At 35.3% G+C, this 18,933-nt stretch carries 18 protein-coding genes; 8 read left to right on the forward strand and 10 right to left on the reverse strand.

Annotated elements, in window-relative coordinates:
* Positions 1 to 305 precede the first annotated feature (305 nt).
* Positions 306 to 1,610 carry an ABC1 kinase family protein gene (locus tag LNP23_RS00375; RefSeq protein ID WP_047773859.1) on the reverse strand — a complete coding sequence of 435 codons (1,305 nt, stop codon included), beginning with the start codon at positions 1,608 to 1,610 and terminating at the stop codon, positions 306 to 308.
* Positions 1,610 to 2,269: a TetR family transcriptional regulator C-terminal domain-containing protein gene (locus tag LNP23_RS00380; protein ID WP_230003039.1), complete on the reverse strand. Its 660-nt coding sequence runs from the start codon at positions 2,267 to 2,269 to the stop codon at positions 1,610 to 1,612. The genes LNP23_RS00375 and LNP23_RS00380 overlap by 1 nt, the downstream gene beginning before the upstream one ends.
* An 84-nt stretch (positions 2,270 to 2,353) precedes the next feature.
* Here LNP23_RS00380 and LNP23_RS00385 point away from each other — a divergent pair, with 84 nt between their 5' ends.
* Positions 2,354 to 3,277 (forward strand): TIGR01777 family oxidoreductase, encoded by a 924-nt coding sequence (locus LNP23_RS00385; protein WP_230003040.1) that lies wholly within the window; start codon positions 2,354 to 2,356, stop codon positions 3,275 to 3,277.
* Between the two features lie 6 nt (positions 3,278 to 3,283).
* Here LNP23_RS00385 and LNP23_RS00390 read toward each other — a convergent pair whose 3' ends face one another.
* From LNP23_RS00390 to LNP23_RS00415, 6 genes are all read right to left on the reverse strand, one after another.
* Positions 3,284 to 3,823 (reverse strand): YceI family protein, encoded by a 540-nt coding sequence (locus tag LNP23_RS00390; RefSeq protein ID WP_230003041.1) that lies wholly within the window; start codon positions 3,821 to 3,823, stop codon positions 3,284 to 3,286.
* 245 nt (positions 3,824 to 4,068) lie between these two features.
* A complete protein-coding gene (locus LNP23_RS00395; RefSeq protein WP_230003042.1) occupies positions 4,069 to 4,521 on the reverse strand; it encodes a cbb3-type cytochrome c oxidase subunit I in 453 nt (150 codons plus the stop codon).
* 295 nt (positions 4,522 to 4,816) lie between these two features.
* Entirely contained in the window at positions 4,817 to 5,212 is a 396-nt protein-coding gene (locus LNP23_RS00400; RefSeq protein ID WP_230003043.1) for a VOC family protein, read from the reverse strand.
* 64 nt (positions 5,213 to 5,276) lie between these two features.
* On the reverse strand, positions 5,277 to 5,825 hold the full coding sequence (locus LNP23_RS00405; RefSeq protein ID WP_230003044.1) for an acyl-CoA thioesterase: 549 nt from the start codon (positions 5,823 to 5,825) through the stop codon (positions 5,277 to 5,279).
* Positions 5,826 to 5,831: 6 nt separating this feature from the next.
* Entirely contained in the window at positions 5,832 to 6,197 is a 366-nt protein-coding gene (locus tag LNP23_RS00410; protein ID WP_047773869.1) for a hypothetical protein, read from the reverse strand.
* Positions 6,198 to 6,203: 6 nt separating this feature from the next.
* The gene (locus tag LNP23_RS00415; RefSeq protein WP_230003045.1) at positions 6,204 to 7,577 is read right to left on the reverse strand and encodes a DNA recombination protein RmuC; all 1,374 of its coding nucleotides are present in this window, start codon (positions 7,575 to 7,577) and stop codon (positions 6,204 to 6,206) included.
* Between the two features lie 136 nt (positions 7,578 to 7,713).
* Between LNP23_RS00415 and LNP23_RS00420 the strand changes: the two genes are divergently transcribed.
* From LNP23_RS00420 to LNP23_RS00435, 4 genes are all read left to right on the forward strand, one after another.
* A complete protein-coding gene (locus LNP23_RS00420; protein WP_047773875.1) occupies positions 7,714 to 8,595 on the forward strand; it encodes a protease complex subunit PrcB family protein in 882 nt (293 codons plus the stop codon).
* Between the two features lie 259 nt (positions 8,596 to 8,854).
* Complete coding sequence (locus tag LNP23_RS00425; RefSeq protein WP_166921923.1) at positions 8,855 to 9,406, forward strand: RNA polymerase sigma factor; 552 nt, start codon at positions 8,855 to 8,857, stop codon at positions 9,404 to 9,406.
* Positions 9,403 to 11,148 (forward strand): outer membrane beta-barrel protein, encoded by a 1,746-nt coding sequence (locus LNP23_RS00430; RefSeq protein ID WP_230003047.1) that lies wholly within the window; start codon positions 9,403 to 9,405, stop codon positions 11,146 to 11,148. Before LNP23_RS00425 ends, LNP23_RS00430 begins: the two co-directional genes overlap by 4 nt.
* A 54-nt stretch (positions 11,149 to 11,202) precedes the next feature.
* Entirely contained in the window at positions 11,203 to 11,739 is a 537-nt protein-coding gene (locus LNP23_RS00435) for a MepB family protein (RefSeq protein WP_230003048.1), read from the forward strand.
* A gap of 198 nt (positions 11,740 to 11,937) precedes the next feature.
* Here LNP23_RS00435 and LNP23_RS00440 read toward each other — a convergent pair whose 3' ends face one another.
* Complete coding sequence (locus LNP23_RS00440; protein ID WP_230003049.1) at positions 11,938 to 15,381, reverse strand: T9SS-dependent choice-of-anchor J family protein; 3,444 nt, start codon at positions 15,379 to 15,381, stop codon at positions 11,938 to 11,940.
* Between the two features lie 469 nt (positions 15,382 to 15,850).
* On the opposite strand from LNP23_RS00440, the gene LNP23_RS00445 reads away from it, so the two are divergent.
* The 3 genes from LNP23_RS00445 to LNP23_RS00455 all read left to right on the forward strand — a co-directional run bounded on the left by LNP23_RS00445 (position 15,851) and on the right by LNP23_RS00455 (position 17,495).
* Positions 15,851 to 16,330 carry a copper resistance protein NlpE gene (locus tag LNP23_RS00445; protein ID WP_047773882.1) on the forward strand — a complete coding sequence of 160 codons (480 nt, stop codon included), beginning with the start codon at positions 15,851 to 15,853 and terminating at the stop codon, positions 16,328 to 16,330.
* A gap of 51 nt (positions 16,331 to 16,381) precedes the next feature.
* Positions 16,382 to 16,963: a pseudouridine synthase gene (locus tag LNP23_RS00450; protein WP_047773883.1), complete on the forward strand. Its 582-nt coding sequence runs from the start codon at positions 16,382 to 16,384 to the stop codon at positions 16,961 to 16,963.
* 76 nt (positions 16,964 to 17,039) lie between these two features.
* Entirely contained in the window at positions 17,040 to 17,495 is a 456-nt protein-coding gene (locus LNP23_RS00455; protein ID WP_230003050.1) for a tRNA (cytidine(34)-2'-O)-methyltransferase, read from the forward strand.
* Between the two features lie 648 nt (positions 17,496 to 18,143).
* On the opposite strand, the gene LNP23_RS00460 is transcribed toward LNP23_RS00455, so the two are convergent.
* Positions 18,144 to 18,920 (reverse strand): ABC transporter ATP-binding protein, encoded by a 777-nt coding sequence (locus LNP23_RS00460; protein WP_230003051.1) that lies wholly within the window; start codon positions 18,918 to 18,920, stop codon positions 18,144 to 18,146.
* Between the last annotated feature and the right edge of the window lie 13 nt (positions 18,921 to 18,933).

Consider the following 18,933-nt stretch of genomic DNA (forward strand, 5'->3'; position numbering starts at 1 on the left):
ATTTGGCAGATTGAGCAGATTTATTCTTGTTTTTTGTCCTTTCGACGAAGGAGAAATCACACAAGCTGCTCCGTTTCAATTTTCCGCAATATTGTCATCCTGAGGAACGAAGGATCAACGGTATGAATTCAGCAAACGTAAATTCCTTAGTTCCTCAGGATGACAAACTATATGAAGTTTCTGGTGTTATTAGTCATGCCTTGAAATCGCAAGGTTGCGCGTGTAACATAAAAAGAAATCTGCTCAATCTCCATGAAGCAAAAACCTGAAACCTGAAACTTGAAACCTGAAACAAAAAAAACCTCCTAATACTTCAAATAATTCTCCACCGTAATTTTCGCCTTCAGATCAAACATTAAATTATACAGTCCAAAGAAAGTTCTATTCATGTAAATAAAGTGCTTAGAACCTCTGTTTCCGTTCATTTTTTTGAGATTCGTATCGTTTGTGAAGCGCTCTCCCAGTTTGGCGATGCTATCGAAAAAAGTTTCATCGGCGAAATCAAACGTTTCATTTTGAAAAGGTCTGGTGAAAAGAGATAGTAAATCATGAAACATCTCGGTAAAATATTCAATTTCTGAAGGAGAATCGTCCGGGCGAAGAATTTCTAATTCGAATAATTTCTGATTAAAAAGCGTCTCGTCTGTAATGACATTTTTATTGATCAACTCAAAATAAGGCACATAAAACTCTTCTGGAATTTGTTTCATACATCCAAAATCAAGTGCAATCAAATGATTTTGATCGTCTACCAAAAAGTTCCCGGGATGCGGATCTGCATGAACCTTTCTTAAAACATGAATTTGATACATATAAAAATCCCAAAGTGCCTGTCCAATTGCGTCACCAACTACTTGGTCCGTATTTTTGGCGGTAAATTCAGAAAGGTGTATTCCGGTCATCCAATCCATTGTGATGATTTTCTCTGACGAAAATTCAGGATAATAGTTTGGAAAAAGTATGTTTTCGATTTTACTGCAGGCTTCTACTACTTCCTGGCTTTGTTTTAATTCCAGTAAATAATTCGTTTCTTCGATCAGTTTATCTTCTACTTCTTTAAAATACTTATCAGAGTCTTTCCCTTGCAGATTAAACATTCTGATTGCAATGGGTTTTACCAAAGCCAAATCAGAAGAGATACTATTGGCCACTCCCGGATATTGAATTTTAACGGCAAGTTTTTTATTATTTTTCACCGCTAAATGCACCTGACCAATACTTGCGGCATTTACAGAATTAGCATTAAACTCATCAAAGATTTCATATGGTGTTTTTCCAAAATTCGTTTTAAATGTTTTCAGTACCAAGGGCGCAGAAAGCGGCGGTACAGAAAACTGAGACAACGAAAATTTCTCTACATAAGCCTGAGGCAGGAAATTCTTGTCCATACTCAGCATTTGCGCTACTTTCAGCGCACTACCTTTTAGACTTTTAAGTCCATCGTAAATATCTTCGGCATTATTTTCGTTTAGTTTGTCACGAGTCAGATCGGAATTCACCATTTTTTCGGCATAGTGCTTAATGTAGTTAACTCCTATTTTTGCACCGGTCTGAACCAATTTACCGGCTCTTTCTATTTTTGAGGTTGGGATATAATCGATTGTTTTCATTATCTGCTGTAAATTTTTTCTTTGAATAAAAATTTTCCAAAATCCAAAAGGTGATTCATTGGAGCTACATTCATTAACTCAAATGACGCATTAACCGATTTTTCGATAAAAATATCTGTTTTCTCAAAACCTGCAGAAGCATCACTCATCCAGAATTTCAGCGTTAACATCAATTGCAACCAAGCCGATTCCTGAATTGTTTTCTCTTGAAATTTCTGAAATCTCTCTTGTTCTAATCTATAATCATCCGTCAAAATTTCAGCAACGTATTCTTTAAAAGCTTCCCGAAGCGAAGTCAGCTGCACCAAATTTTTGATCGGATTAAGATCTGCTTTTAAGGTTTGCAAAACATAACTTCTGTTTGCCGTCAGAATTTCGAAAAAAGTAAAGTAAAAACTCAACATTTTATTTTTCATGTCATACTCCAAATAGTCTGTGTTTTTGTTTAACAAATCTATGGTGTTCACAAAAAACAATCTAAATATTTCTTTTTCTAAACTCTCGAGTGTTCCGAAAAAGGCATAAAATTCAGCCTCAGTAAAATCTTTCCCTTTTACAAAATGAAATACGGATGCTGGTCTTTTTCCTGCTTCTAAAACATCATTCATATAGATTGAAACAATATCATCTCTGGTAATTATTTTTTTCTTTGTTGCCATTTTATTAAATTTAGATTTTGCCTTAAAGGTAAACAATGTTTAAGTACCTTTATTTATGCGGAAACACAACACTATGTTAAATAAATGATAAATCAGATGTCTCAAAATGTACTCATTACCGGCGGAACAGGGTTTATTGGCAAATACCTGACTCAAGTACTGCTTGCCAATAATTTTACAGTGTCTATTTTAAGCCGTACTCCAAGAAAAAGCAGTGGCTTGATTACCTATTACCAATGGAATCCCGAACGTGATTACATTGAAGAGGATGCAATTCTCAATGCCGATTACATCATTCATCTGGCCGGTGAAGGAATTGTAGAAAAAAGATGGACCGCAAAACGCAAAAAAAGCATTTTAGAAAGTCGTACAAAACCAATAACCCTCATTCATTCTCTTCTAAAAAAACATAATAAATCATTAAATGCCTTTATCTCAGCCTCCGGAATTGGAATTTACGGAGCTAATACCAGTGAACAAATTTGCACAGAAGATACTCCGGCTGCCAACGACTTTTTAGGTTTAACCTGTCAGGAATGGGAGAAAACAGCAGACACCATCGGAGCATTAGGAATTCGGACGGTAAAAATCAGAACCGGAATTGTTTTTGGGAGAGCGGGAGGTTTTCTAAAAAAGATAACTCCGGGTTTCAAAGCCGGCTTCGGAACCATTTTAGGAAGTGGTTCACAGTATTTACCCTGGATACATATAGAAGACTTATCACAAATCTACTTAAAATCAATTCTCGATACCAAAATAGAAGGCCCCTATAATGCAGTGCTTACAGACGACACTACCCAATTAAAATTTTCAAAAACACTCGCCAACTTATATGGATATTCGATATGGCTTCCAAAAATCCCTCAATCATTGCTTAAAATTGTTTTAGGCGAAATGAGCGACGCTATTTTAAAGGGTCAAAGGGTTTCTTCTGAAAAAATACAACATACAGGTTTTGAGTTTCAATTTGCAACGTTGGAGACCGCTCTTTATGACTGTTTAAAATAAAACAAATCATTTCATAATACCACTCAAATCGGTTTGCACCGTTTTTGAAATTTTATTGGCTACTATATACGGGATTTCGATATTAAAATCAGCAACCGAAATCGGGAAATTTGAAATAATCTGTATGCCGTCAGGAACTTTCTTGATCAATGCTTTTACTGCAATTGCTCTGGATTTTCCATGCAGGTACAGTTTGCCTACAACATCGTATTCTTTTTCGTTTTCAGTAACCTCTTTCAAATCAAAATTTTGGATTTTGCCTTTAAAAACTGCTTTGGGGTAGCGGTGACTCTCGATATAATTTTCATTAAAATGTTCCTGCATTAAATCCATTTTAAACTGAAAATCTTTGATAACAACCGTGCAAACCAGTGTACTAGAATGGGATTCCAACACAATGATTGCAAGCTTATTTACTGCTTTCACTTCTTCAAAAAACGGAACGGAAGCTTGAAAATTTACAACGGCCGAACTGGTTTTGAATTTATCCTGTGCGAGTATAGAAAATGCAGTAAAAAGTAAAATAAGTAAAGTAGTTTTTTTCATAATCGTTATTATTTAAACAATTATGTCATTCGATTCTTTTTAATTTAAGAGGAGAAAAAAAACTGAACTTAAGTAAGTCTGAAAAAAATCAAATGGCAATACTCCGTGAAAATCTGGTAGCTGCAACCTTATACTTAAAATTACGAAATTATCTGCTATTTAGTTCTTGATTTACTGCTAAATATTTGTGAAATGTTTTACTGTTGTGAAGTGTGAAATTGTAAGATCTGAGATGGCTTTTGAAATTACGATCTACCTTTAACTAAGGCTTGAATCACATTGATAACAAAGACGAGCTGTGTGGCAACCATAGTCAAAACAGTTATAAAAATTCCTAACAACATTTTATCGTTAAAAGTCATACCTGCCGTATAAGATTCAATATCTCCGGGTGCCATTTCACGTTTGAGTTGAGAAAAAATCCAGATCAAAAGTAAACCGCCTACCGAAACAATAACATGTGTACTAATCTGCCATTTTATAAGGGGAAATTTTAATTTTATCAGAGCAAAGTAAAGGATTGCCAGGAAGGTATAAATAACAGACAACAACACCGCAAAATGCAAATAAGAAATAACATAGTAAGTATCGTGAATATTAATATCTAAAGTTTCTTCAGCATTTAAAAAACCGATTGCTAAAAAAATTACGATTAAGGTCAAAAAAATAAAATAGGGGTTCTTTTGTATGTACTCCATCAATGAGGAAAAATTATTATAATTAATTCAAGTTAGTAGTACTCTTATCTCTAAAATGAAACAAGTTATTAGGATTGTCAAAAAAAGTCTCACGCAGATTTTATTAGAATGAAATAAAAAAAATCCGCAAAATCTGCAGAATCTGCGTGAAAAAATAGCGTAATTTAATGACATTGAGCTAAAGCAGGAGGCTACTCAAATAGTAACAAATTCAAAAAGAATAATTAACTAACAACTTGAATTAATTAATACTCCTTATTCTTTAAACATTATCAGAAAGGTAACACCAGTAAATTTACCCTTGTACTTCGGTACAAATCTCAATTAGAAAGCCTTCTAAATCCCTTACGTAAGCCACAATTTGTCCCCAAGGTTTTTGTACGGGCTCTTTTACCAGTACTGCCCCAAAAGAAGTTGCTTTTTGAACTGTTCCGGCCACATCATCTGTCAGGAAGCCTAATTCGATTGCAAAAGGTTTTTCTTCTAAAGTACTTTCAATAAAACCGTCTTTTAAATTTTGAGCTGCCAGTTTTTTGGAAGCAAATGAAATGGTCGTCTCTCCGGTACTTAACTCCCCATAATCCTTCTCCGGAGTTATAAATTTCCTTGAAAACCCGAATGCATTTTCATAAAACACAATCGAAGTTTCAACATTATCCACATACAAAATCGTATAACCAAATTTTATCATTTTCCTTAAATTTAAATTAATGTAAAATCATTTTACATTTCACACTTTACATTTCGCAAAAAACCTATCCAATTTCCAGCAAGACGTTGTACTGCTCTAAACTGGCTAAATCTTCAATAGAACTTACATTGGTAACCTTAGCGTGTTCTTCTACCTCTCTTTTTGATTCAATCTGTTTGATCGCTTGTCTAAAACGACGCACTTCATCCAGACTAGACAAAATAAGTCCGGGAACCTTCACACTATTGCCTTCTTTGTCTTTGGCAACCATTGTAAAATAAGACGAATTACAATGTTTTATTACTCCGGTCTGAATATTTTCGGCTTCTACACGAATCCCTACAATCATAGAACTTCGGCCTACATAATTTACACAGGCTTTCATGGTTACCAATTCGCCAACTTCAATTGGTTTCAAAAAATTCACTGTGTCTACCGAAGCGGTAACACAATAATTCCCTGAGAATTTGGACGCACTGGCAAAAGCGATCTGATCGAGTAATCCTAAAATATATCCTCCGTGAATTTTTCCGCTAAAGTTAGTGTGAGACGGCAACATGAGCTCTGAAATGCTTATTTTAGAGGAGGAAACGGGCTTAAAATCTGGTATCATTGTATTTTATTTAAATTTAAATGGGGAATTTTCTTTTTTAACAGCGGTAACGAAAAAATGTGTATCACCCCACCAGCTAAAGGTTTTATAGCGTTCAACATAGGTTAATTTTACATACTGTCCCTCCAGTTTGTTCAAATCATCAATTACTTTTTGGTCACTGTCTAAAACGGAGAATCTAAAAATCTGCGAACCGGAAACGCCCTGACTGATTTCTCCTTCCCAGGTTTTCATGATTACACCTTTATGGCTCATCCTGATTAATTCTCCTGAACGATACCCGTTGCTATAAGGAACATAATATACAAAAGCAAAATAGCTTGCTAGAATCAATAGGCAACTTACAGCAATAATAATTAAAATTCTCTTCATATGACTTTAATTTAAAGATTGGTTTTCTTCTGAATTTGATGCTCTTGCAATAATATTCTCCGGAAGCGCTTTCTTGGCCTTCGCTCCCATTTTCTTTAATTTCTCAACACTGGTAATTAAATTTCCTTTTCCGTCAACCAATTTATTCATCGCGCTGTCGTACTCGGTTTTAGTATCCTTGATTTTGTTGCCGATTCTCACCAAATCAGAAACAAATCCTTCAAATTTATCGTATAACGCACCGGCTTGTCTGGCAATTTCGAATGCATTTTCCTGTTGCTTCTGGTTCGTCCACATACTGTCAATAGTGCGTAAAGTAGCCAACAAGGTACTTGGTGTTACGATTACAATATTCCTGTCGAATGCTTTATTGTACAGGGTTGGATCTTCGTTTAAAGCAATCGCGAAAGCGGGCTCTATCGGAATAAAAAGCAATACAAAATCGGGGCTCTCGATCTGATACAACTCATGGTAATTTTTACCTCCAAGCTGATCAACATGTCTTCTAATTGAATTGATATGCTCCTTAAGAAATTCGATTTTTAAAATTTCCGATTCTTCGTTGATCCATCTTTCGTAAGCAACTAATGAAACTTTAGAATCCACAATCATTTTCTTTCCATCGGGCAAGTTAATGACAACATCGGGATACACTCTTGCTCCTTCGGCAGTTGTAAAACTTTGCTGTACCTCATATTCACGTCCTTTTTCCAAGCCTGACTTTTCTAAAACACGCTCTAAGACTAACTCTCCCCAATTTCCCTGCATTTTACTATCGCCTTTCAGTGCTTTGGTCAAGTTTAAGGTTTCTTTGCTCATTTGCGCATTCAACTCGCTTAACCCTATAATTTGCTGGCGTAAAGCGGCATGATAATCAATACTTTCTTTGTGAGTCTGCTCGACCTTTTTTTCAAAAACCTGAATTTTATCCTGTAAAGGCAGCAGAATACTTTTCATATTTTCGCTATTCTGTTCGGTAAATTTAGCGGACTTTTCTTCGAGAATTTTGTTGGCCAGATTCTCGAACTCTTTGGTAAATTTTTCCTGTAATTCCGTTATCTCGTTTTTTTGTTCTTTATGACGTTCCCATAAATTCTCAAAATCCACTTCTTTTTTTGAAAGCTGAATGGCCAGACTGTCTTTTTCGGTTCTGATATTTTCTTTTTCGGAATTGTTTAAATGAAACTGTTTTTCAAGATGGTTTCGCTCTTTTTCAAACTGTTCTTTTTGTGCTTGCAATTGATTTACTGCTGCATTTAATCTTTCATTCAAACTCACTTTTTCTGATTGGGCTCTGGCCGAAAACAATAATTTCCCCAAGTATATCCCTAAGAACAAAGCAAGCGGAAAAACCAGTAAAAGCGGAAAAAAATCAAACATAACTAAAATTATTTTTAAGTAAAAGTATGCAATAATCTGTAGTGCTTCCTTATGAAGTAAAGAAAAAAAAAGTTTTTATCACGCAACCTTTTTAAAAAAGCTACATCTATTAAATATAATTTATTACAAACACATTATGAAAAAATTAATACTAGGCTTATTTGTAGTTTTCGGAATTAGTGCCTGTTCATTGGGTAATGACGATATTGATACCAGCTGTGGATCAAATGTAAACACCACTTTTACCGGAATCCCACTTTTATGCAATTACAGTGTAAAAATTGAACCTGAAAAGTCTGGTGCATTAGTGGTTACTACAGAAGAGAAATTACTTTCTTTTTTCACCAAGCATCCAAACAGCTGTCCAAATCCAAGTGATCCTACAATCGATTTTACAAAAAATTACTTAGTAGGTCTTTTTGCAGGTCAGAAACCTACAACCGGTTATAGCATAAAAGTAGCTTCAATTGTAGAGAACAACTGTGAGATTATCATCAATTTATATGAAAAAGCACCTCAAACCGGAGAATCTACAGCGCCAACCGTAACCTACCCTTCTGATTACATTTTGATTCCCCGAACATCAAAAAAAATCTTCTTTAATAAGGTTACTAATGAAACTACAGACAATGTAATAATTGGAAGTTATGCCAAACCATGTACCGGAGATGATTGCCAGAAGTTCTACCAGTTGAATGAGTTTAATGTTTTAAAATTCCTAAACGTAGTAGCAGGAAGCTATGAATTTGGCCAATACAAATATCTTGCAACCTCTAAAAGAGGAGAATATAGTCTTTTTACAAAAAATATCCCTGCTGAAATTTTAGCCATAAGAGGACAAACCAAAACGTATGGTACGCCGGATACCTCAACAAAAGGCGGAACTTATTTTGAATTGCGTCAAGGTACAACTGTTACTAAAATTTATATCGATAATAATGACACCGAAGATCAAAGTGCCGCTATAAAAGCTTTCAAGAAAACCATTCAGGACAAAATAACAGCTCTAAAACAGTAGTCAAATATTGCTTTTTGACAAATACTTATTCTTAAAAATTAGAACAAAAATTCAAATGCTTACTTAATTACTAATTATAGGACCGGGTAGAAAATATAGGAGAAACACCTTCTCCTATATTGCTAACCGGAAACGAGTTTCAAAAAAGCACTACCGCACAAACAACTAGAGACAACCTGAATACCGACCAAATGATTTGCTAAAGACGACTTTGCGAGTTAAAAAAAACTAATTTTACCAAAATTAATTCAACCACTTTTTGAAAGACGATTTAGATATATATATTAAGCAATGCATGCAAAACAACAGAGAAGGACAACTGAAAATTTATCAGCTGTTTTCTCCTGTTTTATATGGAATTTGCCTAAAGTATATGAAAAACGAGGACGATGCTAAAGATGTTTTTCAGGAAGCCTTTATCATTGTTTTTCAAAAGATAAGCCAATACAAATTTGAAGGAAGTTTTGAAGGCTGGCTGAAACGTATTTTTATCAATAAACTTATTGAAACTTTAAATAAGAAGAAAAAGGAGAATTTCTTTTTAGATGTTTTCGATCCGGACACCGATTTTGTAGACGAAGAAGAATTGGACATTATTCCGATACAACAGGAAAAACTATTAGAATACATTCGGGATTTACCGGATCAATACCGGACCGTTTTTAACTTATATGTTTTTGAAAAAATGAAACACAAAGAAATAGCCGAGTTATTGAAAATCTCAGAAGGAACATCAAAATCAAATTTAAACAGAGCTAAAGGAATATTGCAAAAGAGAATTTTGAGCATAAAAAATTTTAAAATAGCATGAAGAAGCAGAAAATAGAGACTATTTTTTCATCAATGGAAAACTTCACAAGTGTTCCGCCACCCGAATTATGGGGTCAGATTGAGGAAAAATTAAACAAACCTAAAAAGAAAAAGAGAGTTATTCTTTGGTGGTCGGCTGCTGCATGCTTATTATTAGGCCTTGCAATTCCTTCTGTTCTTCATCTTAATTCAGATGCCGGAATCAAAAATACCGGAACGACTACTATAGAAAATAACAGTGTTGTTGTAAATAAAAACAACGCGACATCTACTCAGGACAAAACAGTCTCTGATAAACCAACCATCATCAATCAAAAAACGATCAACAGTAAAAATCCGGTTTCAGGAGCTACCGACAATCAATTAGCTACCTCACAACAAAAAGAAGAAACAGACAAAACAGCTTTGGCTCGCACTGCTTCTAAAAACAACCCAAATCTACCTTCTGAGGAATTAAACGCAGAAAAGAAAAACAGCAATCAGGCTGTAGCTCAAAAATCTTTTGTTTCGGAAAAACAAAATGCATTCAATTCTGCTTCGACAAATCAATTGTTTAACACTGAAAAAAGAGCGCAGAATCAAACTATAGCGCAGAAAAACTATAGTCCGGAGAGAGAAAATGCGTTTGCTTCAGTTTCAAAAAATCAAACGGCAGATCCTGAAACAAGAAAAGCGAATCAAATTTTAGCCGAAAAGACCTTTAGTGCTGGTAAACAGAACCCGTTTAATGCTACTTCAAAAAATCAGATTTCGAATTCACTTTTTAAAGAGAAATTGCAGTCAAAAAACACGAACAGTTTTGCTTACAATTCCTCCAATTCAATTTTAAGCCAGCAACAGAATAAAGAGAGCAAAAACGAAAAAGAGCTTAGAAACGGAACGATTTATACTGAAAAAGCAGTTGTTGAACATCAAAAAAACAACTCCAAATTCAATAATGTATTGAGTAAAGAGGATTCTGTACAATTGGCCGTACTTCAGAATTTAGAGAAAGGAATAATCACTCCTGAATCTAAAATTGAAAAGGAAACAAAACCTCTTTCTGCCGCAGAAAAATGGGCTGTTGAAGTTTTTGCCGGTATTGCTAATTCTGAAAACTATAAAAATGACAAGACTTTAGGATATAACAATGATTCTAAACAAAGTAATAGTTACGGAGTAAAAACAAAATACAAAATCAATAATAAATGGGCAGTTGGTTCAGGTTTCAAGATCAACGAATTAGGTCAAAGTATTGCCAATATTTCGTATATGGATGTGAGAGGACAAAAAAATATGGCTTTAGGCATTGCTGATTTTTATGTTCAGGAGTCGCCTACTCCTCAGATTGCAGCAACTAACGATTATGTATTTGTTTCAAACAGTACTAAAGAGGTAGTAAGCAGTGAGAGCATTCAAAGCGGTACTTTAAATCAGACTCTTAAATATATCGAAATGCCATTGGAAGTTTCCTACGCCGTTTTTAGTAAAAACAGAACTACTGTCAATTTAAATACGGGGGGTTTTGTTGGTAAGCTAATTTCAAACAATGTGGCTTTGGATGGTACTACTATTGGAAAAAATCTTGATGCCAATGACTTTGTTTATGGCTCTGTATTAAGTAGTACTTTACAATACCGTATCTACAAAAAAACAAATGTTTTTGTTGAACCGGCAATGAATTACTACATAAACCCCTTAAACAACCAGTCTTTTAATCAGTTCCAATGGGGGCTAAACTTTGGATTGAATGTTTCGTTTTAAAGCCGTTTTTGTTGTAATTTTCAAAAAAAAGACAACAAAAGCAACTCCTTCATAATGAACATTAAAAACAATTGGAATACTTCGAACTCCATTCCGAACGACCTACTGATCGCCAAAAAACGGGTTTATGATCTCCTTAATTTTGAAGGTACTCAACCGGAGCCTGAATCTGAAAGCATGGAATATAGTGCGTATCGATTGCAATTAAACACCAAACTCATTTGTTATCGGGAAGCCAAAATAACGCCAACAAAAACGGGTCAGTTTGTAACTTTATGGAAACGCAATCCGTCGAAAATCATTGCTCCTTTTGATGCTACAGATGCGATTGATTATGTGATTATCAGTGTCCGAAAAGAGGATTTATTAGGGCAATTTATATTTCCTAAATCTGTCTTATTAGAACGCGGAATCTTTTCGACTGATACCAAAGAAGGAAAAAGAGCCACAAGAGTTTATCCGCCTTGGGATGAAACCACCAACAAACAAGCCCAAAAAACGCAACAGTGGCAATTGAATTACTTTATCGAAATACCTCTTCATGAAGCTGTCGATTTAGATCGGTTTAAACGTTTATTCAACGAAAACTAGAAAGATTTATCCTTAGAGGAGCGCGTAATTTTGACACGAATTTCACTAATTGACACGAATTAATTTGTGTAATTTGTGCAATTCGTGTCTGTTTTTTTGTGCGTCACAAATTATTAATCCTTTTAATCCTTTAATCTGTGGCAAAAAAAAACAGGCAGCTGAATAAGCTGCCTGTTTCATTTACCGTTGTATCTCTACTTACTTTTTAATAATCTTGCTACTATATATAACCTTATTGTTTTCTGTTAAAGTATACATATAGATTCCTGTTTTAAGATTGCTAATCTGAATTACGGAATCACTTTTTTCAGAAGTCCCTTTTATTTCAACCGGGCTTGCAACCAAACGCCCAGACATATCATAAAGTCTTAACTTCAGATTTTTATCATCATTTGTTTTCACGGCAATATTTACAACATCTGATGCAGGATTAGGGTAAGCTTGCACAAAATATCCGTTTTTAGTTTGGAAATCAACCGTCGATAAATTATCCTTTTTCAATTCAAAACGGGCAATTACCGGTCCATGGTCTGAAGTTGTATTTACGTAATTTGTAATGTCTGTACGCGGATCGTACACGGCAATAGAATTTGGAATATACTGATCTGTCAGTTCATTAGAAATAATAATATGATCTAAGAATCCACCTGAACTTAAAAAGCTATAGGCTCCAGCCTGGCTAATCCCTAAAGTTAAAGCATTGTAACGATCCGTATCTTCCACCATTTTCTGGTAAGAAGAAGGAGTATTTGTACCCACAACCGATATTTTTACATCATCATTAAAATCGCCCAATATCATAAAGTTTGAATTTGGGTAGTGCACATCTAAACTGTCTTTTAGTAATTCAACATCATATTTACGCATATTGTATCTTGAGATGTCAGTTCCACTATTGGCACGAGCATGAAGATCGATCAGGTTAATTTCTTTTTGGATTCCACCAATATTAGTTTCAATTTTAACCATATAAGGCAAACGACCTGAAGAGAAAAAACTAGCTCCGTTACCACCTGGGTAATTTGGCAAGGTCACGGCTCCCGAACGTACATTATCATACAAATCCTTAAACATTACACGCGTACTTTTTACAGTAGTTGTTTGGGTATTATAAAGTACCACTAATTTTTGAGGAGGAAAATTTGGATCCGGTACATTAAACGAATACGACCATGATGTCGAAATTGTTTTATCGAATGTCTTTCCGTTAATACTTATTTTTTGAATCAAAGCATCTATAGAAGGATCATCTGAAACTTCTTGCACTACGTAAACATCAGCATTTAACTTATTCATTACTTTGGCTACATTATCGATTTGTAATGCATCGTCAATTGGGCCAAACTCCGCTCCGTCAGTCCCTTTTACATCACTTCCAAAAAACTCTAAATTGTAAGTCACGATATCAAAAGTTTCTGCTTTAGGCAAAGAAGAACCTGTCAGTGCTCCGATTTGTTTGTTTAATCCTGCTCCAGTCACCGTTAAAGGTCCGGAAATAGCTAACGCTTTTACAGAAGGTACAAATCTTGCATAAAGTGTTTTACCAGCCGCTGCATCAGCATTAGTAACCACAATACTGGATTGAAATAAAACATTATCTAAAGACAATTGATAATCTGTAGGCGCTGTAAGGGTGATATCGCCATATCCATCAGCTTTGAAGTCAAAAGACTGACTTGCCGATATAGTGTTGGGACTAACATCTCCAAAATTTAAAATAGGATTTGAAGCCACATATCCCACCTCGTTTGTAACTGCAAAATCATCAAATGACCATTCTGCCGCATTATTAGTTCCTCCGGCTGTGGTTTCATAAACCCATGCCAAATAGGTATGACTGGTTTTATACGCTCCTAAATTAATGTATAAGGATTGCGCGTAAGTTCCCGTTGCTGTTGGAAAATTACCATTTAACTCTGTCCAAGTAGCCGTTTCAGGACTGCTTTTACCGTCATAATTTACTGAAACCATCAATTTTAAACCTGTTCCGGCATAAAATTTACGAGAGTAGAAAGACAATAAAGGAAATTGATTGAAATTATCTAAGTGTAATTTTGGTGAAATCAACCAATCTTCGCTTGGACCATTATCAGAATACCCATTCATAAGAACAGCACCGGTTCCGGAATTTACATTTCGAGCGACGGTCGTTGATCCCCACTTATTTTTAGTTCCGGCGACATTGTATTGTGTCCAGCCACTATTTGTTAAAACATTTACATCATTAAAACCTTGTACATACGGATTGATTCCTGTTCCTGCAAGAGCGACTGTTTTGGTCGTTGCTCCAGTTGACTCATGCTTTATTTCTCCCGAAAAAGTACCGGTAGCACTTGGAGTAAACTTAACATAAACGGTTGGCGTTGCGTTTGAATCAAAGTCAGACACATTGTAGGTTACTGCTGATTGAAAAACAGTATTGTCCTTAGAGATCGTAAAATTACCTGAAGCGGTCACTATAACATTATGAGTAAGACTACTACCTTGAATCTGATAACTTGCTATTTCTGAATCATAACCCGCTTCAGAGAATCCTAAATCAAGCGAAGTACTTGTCGTTACTAAAGAAGGAATCGCAACACTTGAAGTTGTAACTTCTAATTTATGAACTGAAGCCTGAATATTATGGTATGGATCTTCAGAAATCGAGTAAACAGTATAGGCTGTGTTAAGAGCTAAACCATCAAAATTTTTCACATATGCCTGTGAGGCATCAACAATATCCAAAAAACCGGATTGTAAAGCTGCCGTTCCATTTGCATCAAGACCGGACTTAAGTTGCGCTACGGTAGGTTCTGCACTTCCGCCGTTTAGTAAAACATAATAGGTTTTTCCTTTTTCATCTAATTTATTAGAAAAATCAAAGCTTTGTGATAAAACATTATCCGCTTTTGGATAACCTGCAGCATTTACCGGAGCTGCAATATCACTTCTCACGTCGATATTATCAATTGCAAAAGAAGGACGAGAACCGCCTCCTGAATTTTGCTTAGAAATCCATCTGATCTGAACAATACTTTGATTATCGCATTCCGCAGGCAATGTTATTTTTATCGTTCTTGTATTTTGAGGATCGGTAACTGCTCCTGTCTGTTGCGTTGTGTTATTTGTATAAGCGGTTTCCAATAAAGTTGTAAAAGCAGTGGTTGTACCCACACGGTACTGCAAAACCATCTCATTTATTCGCTCCGATGTTGTTGTACCCGACACTAGCCCATACGGATTACGAATGGTCATCGCGTCATACTGCACCTGAATACCTGTTTGTCCGGTGCTGGAGAAAGCCAAGGCAATTGTAAGATCAACTGATCCGGTATTAAGAAAACCTATTTTACCATTATAATTATGAATGTTACCGCTTGTAGTCGCTGCTGTGCTGCTATTTGTGCTTCCGGCCGTCAACGCCTTATCTGCAACCAAAGTAGCTGCTGTAACATAAGCACTTCCGGGTGCCGTGGCCGCACTCCAACCCTGCAATCCTGCTGGATATGTAGTACCATTAGCTGCTAAACCGTCAAAATTCTGTGTATACGGCAAGGGTTGTGCGCCCGGCATCGTAACCTGTGCAACGAGACTTCCCGAACAGCAACAAAAAAAACTTAAAAAAGCCACCAAGTGGCGCATCGTGTAAATGTTTTTCATATGTTTAAATAATAGAGTTTTTAGAAACCAAATTTATAGTCTTTAAAGTTAAGAGAATATTGTAAAATCTTAAATTTAATGCTTCCTATTTTATAAATATTCACTACTATTAACTAATTTATTCAACAAAAAAGTTAATTATCATCAATAAAAACAAGCTTTAATAGCATTATATATTTTTAGAAAAATTTACTTACAACATTATTTTTAGTAAGCAATACCACACGAAAATAGTATTTTTTCTTTACAGATGAAGCAAAAAAAGAGTCCAAAAAAACAAAAAAACGCCAATTTAATGTACGAATACACCTCTAAATACTGTTTTTATTCTAATCGTAATCATACAGTATCTTTCGTACTAATTATCCGAATATGAAATAAACATCTTCATAATCTCCTCTTTGGTTTATGGTATATTTTTTGTATATTAATTTCGTTTTTATTATCATCTTTAAAATCCCCTAACGCTATGAAAAAATTAATCTGTATTGCCACAGTTGCTTCTTTAGTACTTGCTTGTAATTCTAAAAAAGAAGAACAAACTACGGCACCTGAAAACGAAAAAACGGTAACCAAAACGAATGAACGCTTCAACAAAACATCCGTGTTTGAAGGAGTATTGCCTTGTGCGGATTGCAGTGGAATTAAAACTACTTTAAAAATAGATGCCGATTATGGCGTAGCGCAAAACAATAGATTTGAATTGATTACAGTGTATCAGGGAAAAGAACCTGAAAAGGAATTTAGCGAAAAGGGAAATTTTAATATCGAAAGAGGATTGGACAATGATCCTGACGGTACCATTTATGTTCTGAATTGGGATCAGCCCTTAGAGAAGCAAATTTACTACGGATATTATAGCGCAAATCCCGAAAAAATATACTTATTGGATCGTGACAGAAAAATAATCAAATCTGAGTTGAACTACTTTTTAACGAAGAGAAAGTAATTCTTCTTTTGGTACTCCTAAAACAAAGCTATCTTTGCCACAAAAAACAACATGCATCGACACTTTATTCTTTTTAAACCTTATGGCTATCTGAGCCAGTTTATCTATGAGTTAAAAAGAAAGAAAAAACTTTTGGGAGAATTACACGATTTCCCTGCAGGTACAATGGCTATCGGCCGATTAGATGAAGATTCTGAAGGTTTACTTTTACTAACCACAGACGGAAAGGTAAGCGAACAAATAAGAAGCAAAAAAGTAGACAAAGAATACTATGTACAAGTTGATGGTGTTATTACTCCCGAAGCCATTGAGCAATTGCAAAAAGGCGTGGAAATTGGTTTCGACGGTGGCAAATACATTACCAAACCCTGCAAAGCTTTTATCGTTACCGAAATTCCTGATTTTGGACTGAGAGCCAAAAAAATCAGAGATGAGCGCCACGGACCAACTACATGGGCCTCGATTACGGTAAATGAAGGTAAATTTCGTCAGGTCCGAAAAATGACGGCTGCGGTTGGTTTTCCAACTTTAAGATTGGTTCGCGTTCGGGTAGGAAATGTATATTTGCAAAACCTAAAAGCCGGAGAGGTACTGGAGGTTTCTGATTTTAAATTAGATAATGTGGTAATTTGATAATGTGTCAATTAGATAATTACTAGAAACCTTTAAACTTTTACTTTTTTACATTTAACTTTTAACAAAAAAATCAATGCTGAATATTGTTCTTGTAGAACCTGAAATACCAAATAATACCGGAAATATAGGACGATTGTGTGTGGGTACCGAAAGTCGCTTGCATTTGGTGCATCCGTTTGGGTTTGTAATTAATGACAAAAACCTGAAGCGTTCGGGTTTGGATTACTGGGTACATCTTGATGTTACCGAATATGCGGATGTAGAAGAATGGATCCAACAAATTCCGGATCAATCTCGTGTTTTTTTGATGAGTTCTCATGCTGAGAAATCGTATCTGGAAACCGATTTTCAAGACGGAGACTGGTTGGTTTTTGGCAAAGAAAGCGTTGGTTTAAGCAAAGAAGTCCTGGCTCGTTTTGAAAATCATTTGACAATTCCGATGTCCAAATTGATTCGAAGTTTTAATATTGCTAATTCTGTTGCCTTTGTCGTTGGCGAGGCAAAAAGACAGATTGGTTTAAAAATTTAATCTTCCCGCGCTTTCTTCCTGCAAGATTTCCAAAACCTTGTAGGTATCTCCTTTGAAACGTAAATGCACTCCATATATCATGATCTCACAGGAACACAAATAGCGACCTGACACTTTTTTCATCATTTGACATGAAGAAGAAATACTGATTTATCAAGGAAAATATTGAACACGAATTTCACTAATTGACACGAATTATTTTGGTTGTTGTGTTTTTTTCTGCGTAAAGCTTGTTCTTTCGGCGAAGGAGAAATCACATCCAATATTCTATAGAAGTATTGATTCTTAAAGGAAAACATTCGACACGAATTTCACTAATTGGCACGAATTATTTTGGTTGTTGTGTTTTTTTCTGCGTAAAGCTTGTCCTTTCGACGAAGGAGAAATCACATCCAATATTCTACAGAAGTATTGATTTATCAAGGAAAATATTTGACACGAATTTCACTAATTGGCATGAATTATTTTGGTTGTTTTGTTTTTTTTCTGAGTAAAGCACAAGGTTTTGAAAACCTTGCAGGACTGGTGAAATTCTTTTGGATACAAGTGCCCTAGCCCTTATGGGAGGGAAAATCCTTTTGCTTTTTTCTTTAAAAAGCAAAAGATTGGAAGGAACAGAAGGATTAGCTCCTGAGAATAATTATACTTTTAAGTAATTACAAACTTCCCTTTTTCAGCATCAAAAACAATATGTTCGTCTTTGAATAAGGTCGCAAAACTTCCTTTTGAAATCAAATTACAAGGTTCGTCCTGCACAAATAAATCAGGTGTCATGATGATCATTTCATCGCTTAATTGTATCGCCAAATCGATATCGTGTGTTGAAAATAAAATACACTTTTGCGTTTCCTGAGTTAGCTTTTTTAGCAATTTAAAGAGGGAAACTTTGTGTAGTAAATCAAGATGTGTTGTGGGTTCATCTAAAATAATTAGCGGCGTATCTTGCGCTAGTGCTCTTGCAATTAATACTTTTTGCAATTGTCCGTCACTTATTTCGAAATGTTTTTTTCGGGACAAATGTGTGATTTGAGTAAGCTCTAAAGCCTCGTTTACTTTTGTTACATCTTCGGGCGTCAGGGTTCCTATCCAATTGGTATAGGGTTGGCGTCCCAAGGCTACTAGTTCAAAAACCGACAAATTGCTTGGCGGTAGCTTTTCTGTTAAAACAACGCTTAGGTTTTGTGCTAATTCTAAAGGTTTAAATGTGGTGATGTCTTTTTCACTAAGTAAAACTTTTCCGGATAATGGCTTTTGAATTCCTGTAATAGTGCGCAGCAAAGTCGATTTCCCAATTCCGTTTGCCCCTATTAGCGAAATGAGTTTTCCTGAAACCAAATTTAAATTCAGGTTTTCAGCGATTGTGACCTTCGCGTTTTTATTTCGATAACCTATACTTAGATTTATAGTTGATAAGATGTTTTTCATTTTTTAAAGTTGC

Source organism: Flavobacterium cupriresistens (genome assembly GCF_020911925.1).
Classification (GTDB): domain Bacteria; phylum Bacteroidota; class Bacteroidia; order Flavobacteriales; family Flavobacteriaceae; genus Flavobacterium; species Flavobacterium cupriresistens.

What these genes read in the sequence shown, in the direction of transcription:
- LNP23_RS00435 (WP_230003048.1), top strand. Translation starts at nt 11,203, where the DNA reads ATGAACATTAAAAACAATTGGAATACTTCGAACTCCATTCCGAACGAC.
- LNP23_RS00450 (WP_047773883.1), top strand. Translation starts at nt 16,382, where the DNA reads ATGCATCGACACTTTATTCTTTTTAAACCTTATGGCTATCTGAGCCAG.
- LNP23_RS00460 (WP_230003051.1), bottom strand. Translation starts at nt 18,920, where the DNA reads ATGAAAAACATCTTATCAACTATAAATCTAAGTATAGGTTATCGAAAT.
- LNP23_RS00385 (WP_230003040.1), top strand. Translation starts at nt 2,354, where the DNA reads ATGATAAATCAGATGTCTCAAAATGTACTCATTACCGGCGGAACAGGG.
- LNP23_RS00410 (WP_047773869.1), bottom strand. Translation starts at nt 6,197, where the DNA reads ATGAAGAGAATTTTAATTATTATTGCTGTAAGTTGCCTATTGATTCTA.
- LNP23_RS00405 (WP_230003044.1), bottom strand. Translation starts at nt 5,825, where the DNA reads ATGATACCAGATTTTAAGCCCGTTTCCTCCTCTAAAATAAGCATTTCA.
- LNP23_RS00420 (WP_047773875.1), top strand. Translation starts at nt 7,714, where the DNA reads ATGAAAAAATTAATACTAGGCTTATTTGTAGTTTTCGGAATTAGTGCC.
- LNP23_RS00390 (WP_230003041.1), bottom strand. Translation starts at nt 3,823, where the DNA reads ATGAAAAAAACTACTTTACTTATTTTACTTTTTACTGCATTTTCTATA.
- LNP23_RS00395 (WP_230003042.1), bottom strand. Translation starts at nt 4,521, where the DNA reads ATGGAGTACATACAAAAGAACCCCTATTTTATTTTTTTGACCTTAATC.
- LNP23_RS00440 (WP_230003049.1), bottom strand. Translation starts at nt 15,381, where the DNA reads ATGAAAAACATTTACACGATGCGCCACTTGGTGGCTTTTTTAAGTTTT.
- LNP23_RS00400 (WP_230003043.1), bottom strand. Translation starts at nt 5,212, where the DNA reads ATGATAAAATTTGGTTATACGATTTTGTATGTGGATAATGTTGAAACT.
- LNP23_RS00455 (WP_230003050.1), top strand. Translation starts at nt 17,040, where the DNA reads ATGCTGAATATTGTTCTTGTAGAACCTGAAATACCAAATAATACCGGA.
- LNP23_RS00380 (WP_230003039.1), bottom strand. Translation starts at nt 2,269, where the DNA reads ATGGCAACAAAGAAAAAAATAATTACCAGAGATGATATTGTTTCAATC.
- LNP23_RS00375 (WP_047773859.1), bottom strand. Translation starts at nt 1,610, where the DNA reads ATGAAAACAATCGATTATATCCCAACCTCAAAAATAGAAAGAGCCGGT.
- LNP23_RS00445 (WP_047773882.1), top strand. Translation starts at nt 15,851, where the DNA reads ATGAAAAAATTAATCTGTATTGCCACAGTTGCTTCTTTAGTACTTGCT.
- LNP23_RS00430 (WP_230003047.1), top strand. Translation starts at nt 9,403, where the DNA reads ATGAAGAAGCAGAAAATAGAGACTATTTTTTCATCAATGGAAAACTTC.
- LNP23_RS00415 (WP_230003045.1), bottom strand. Translation starts at nt 7,577, where the DNA reads ATGTTTGATTTTTTTCCGCTTTTACTGGTTTTTCCGCTTGCTTTGTTC.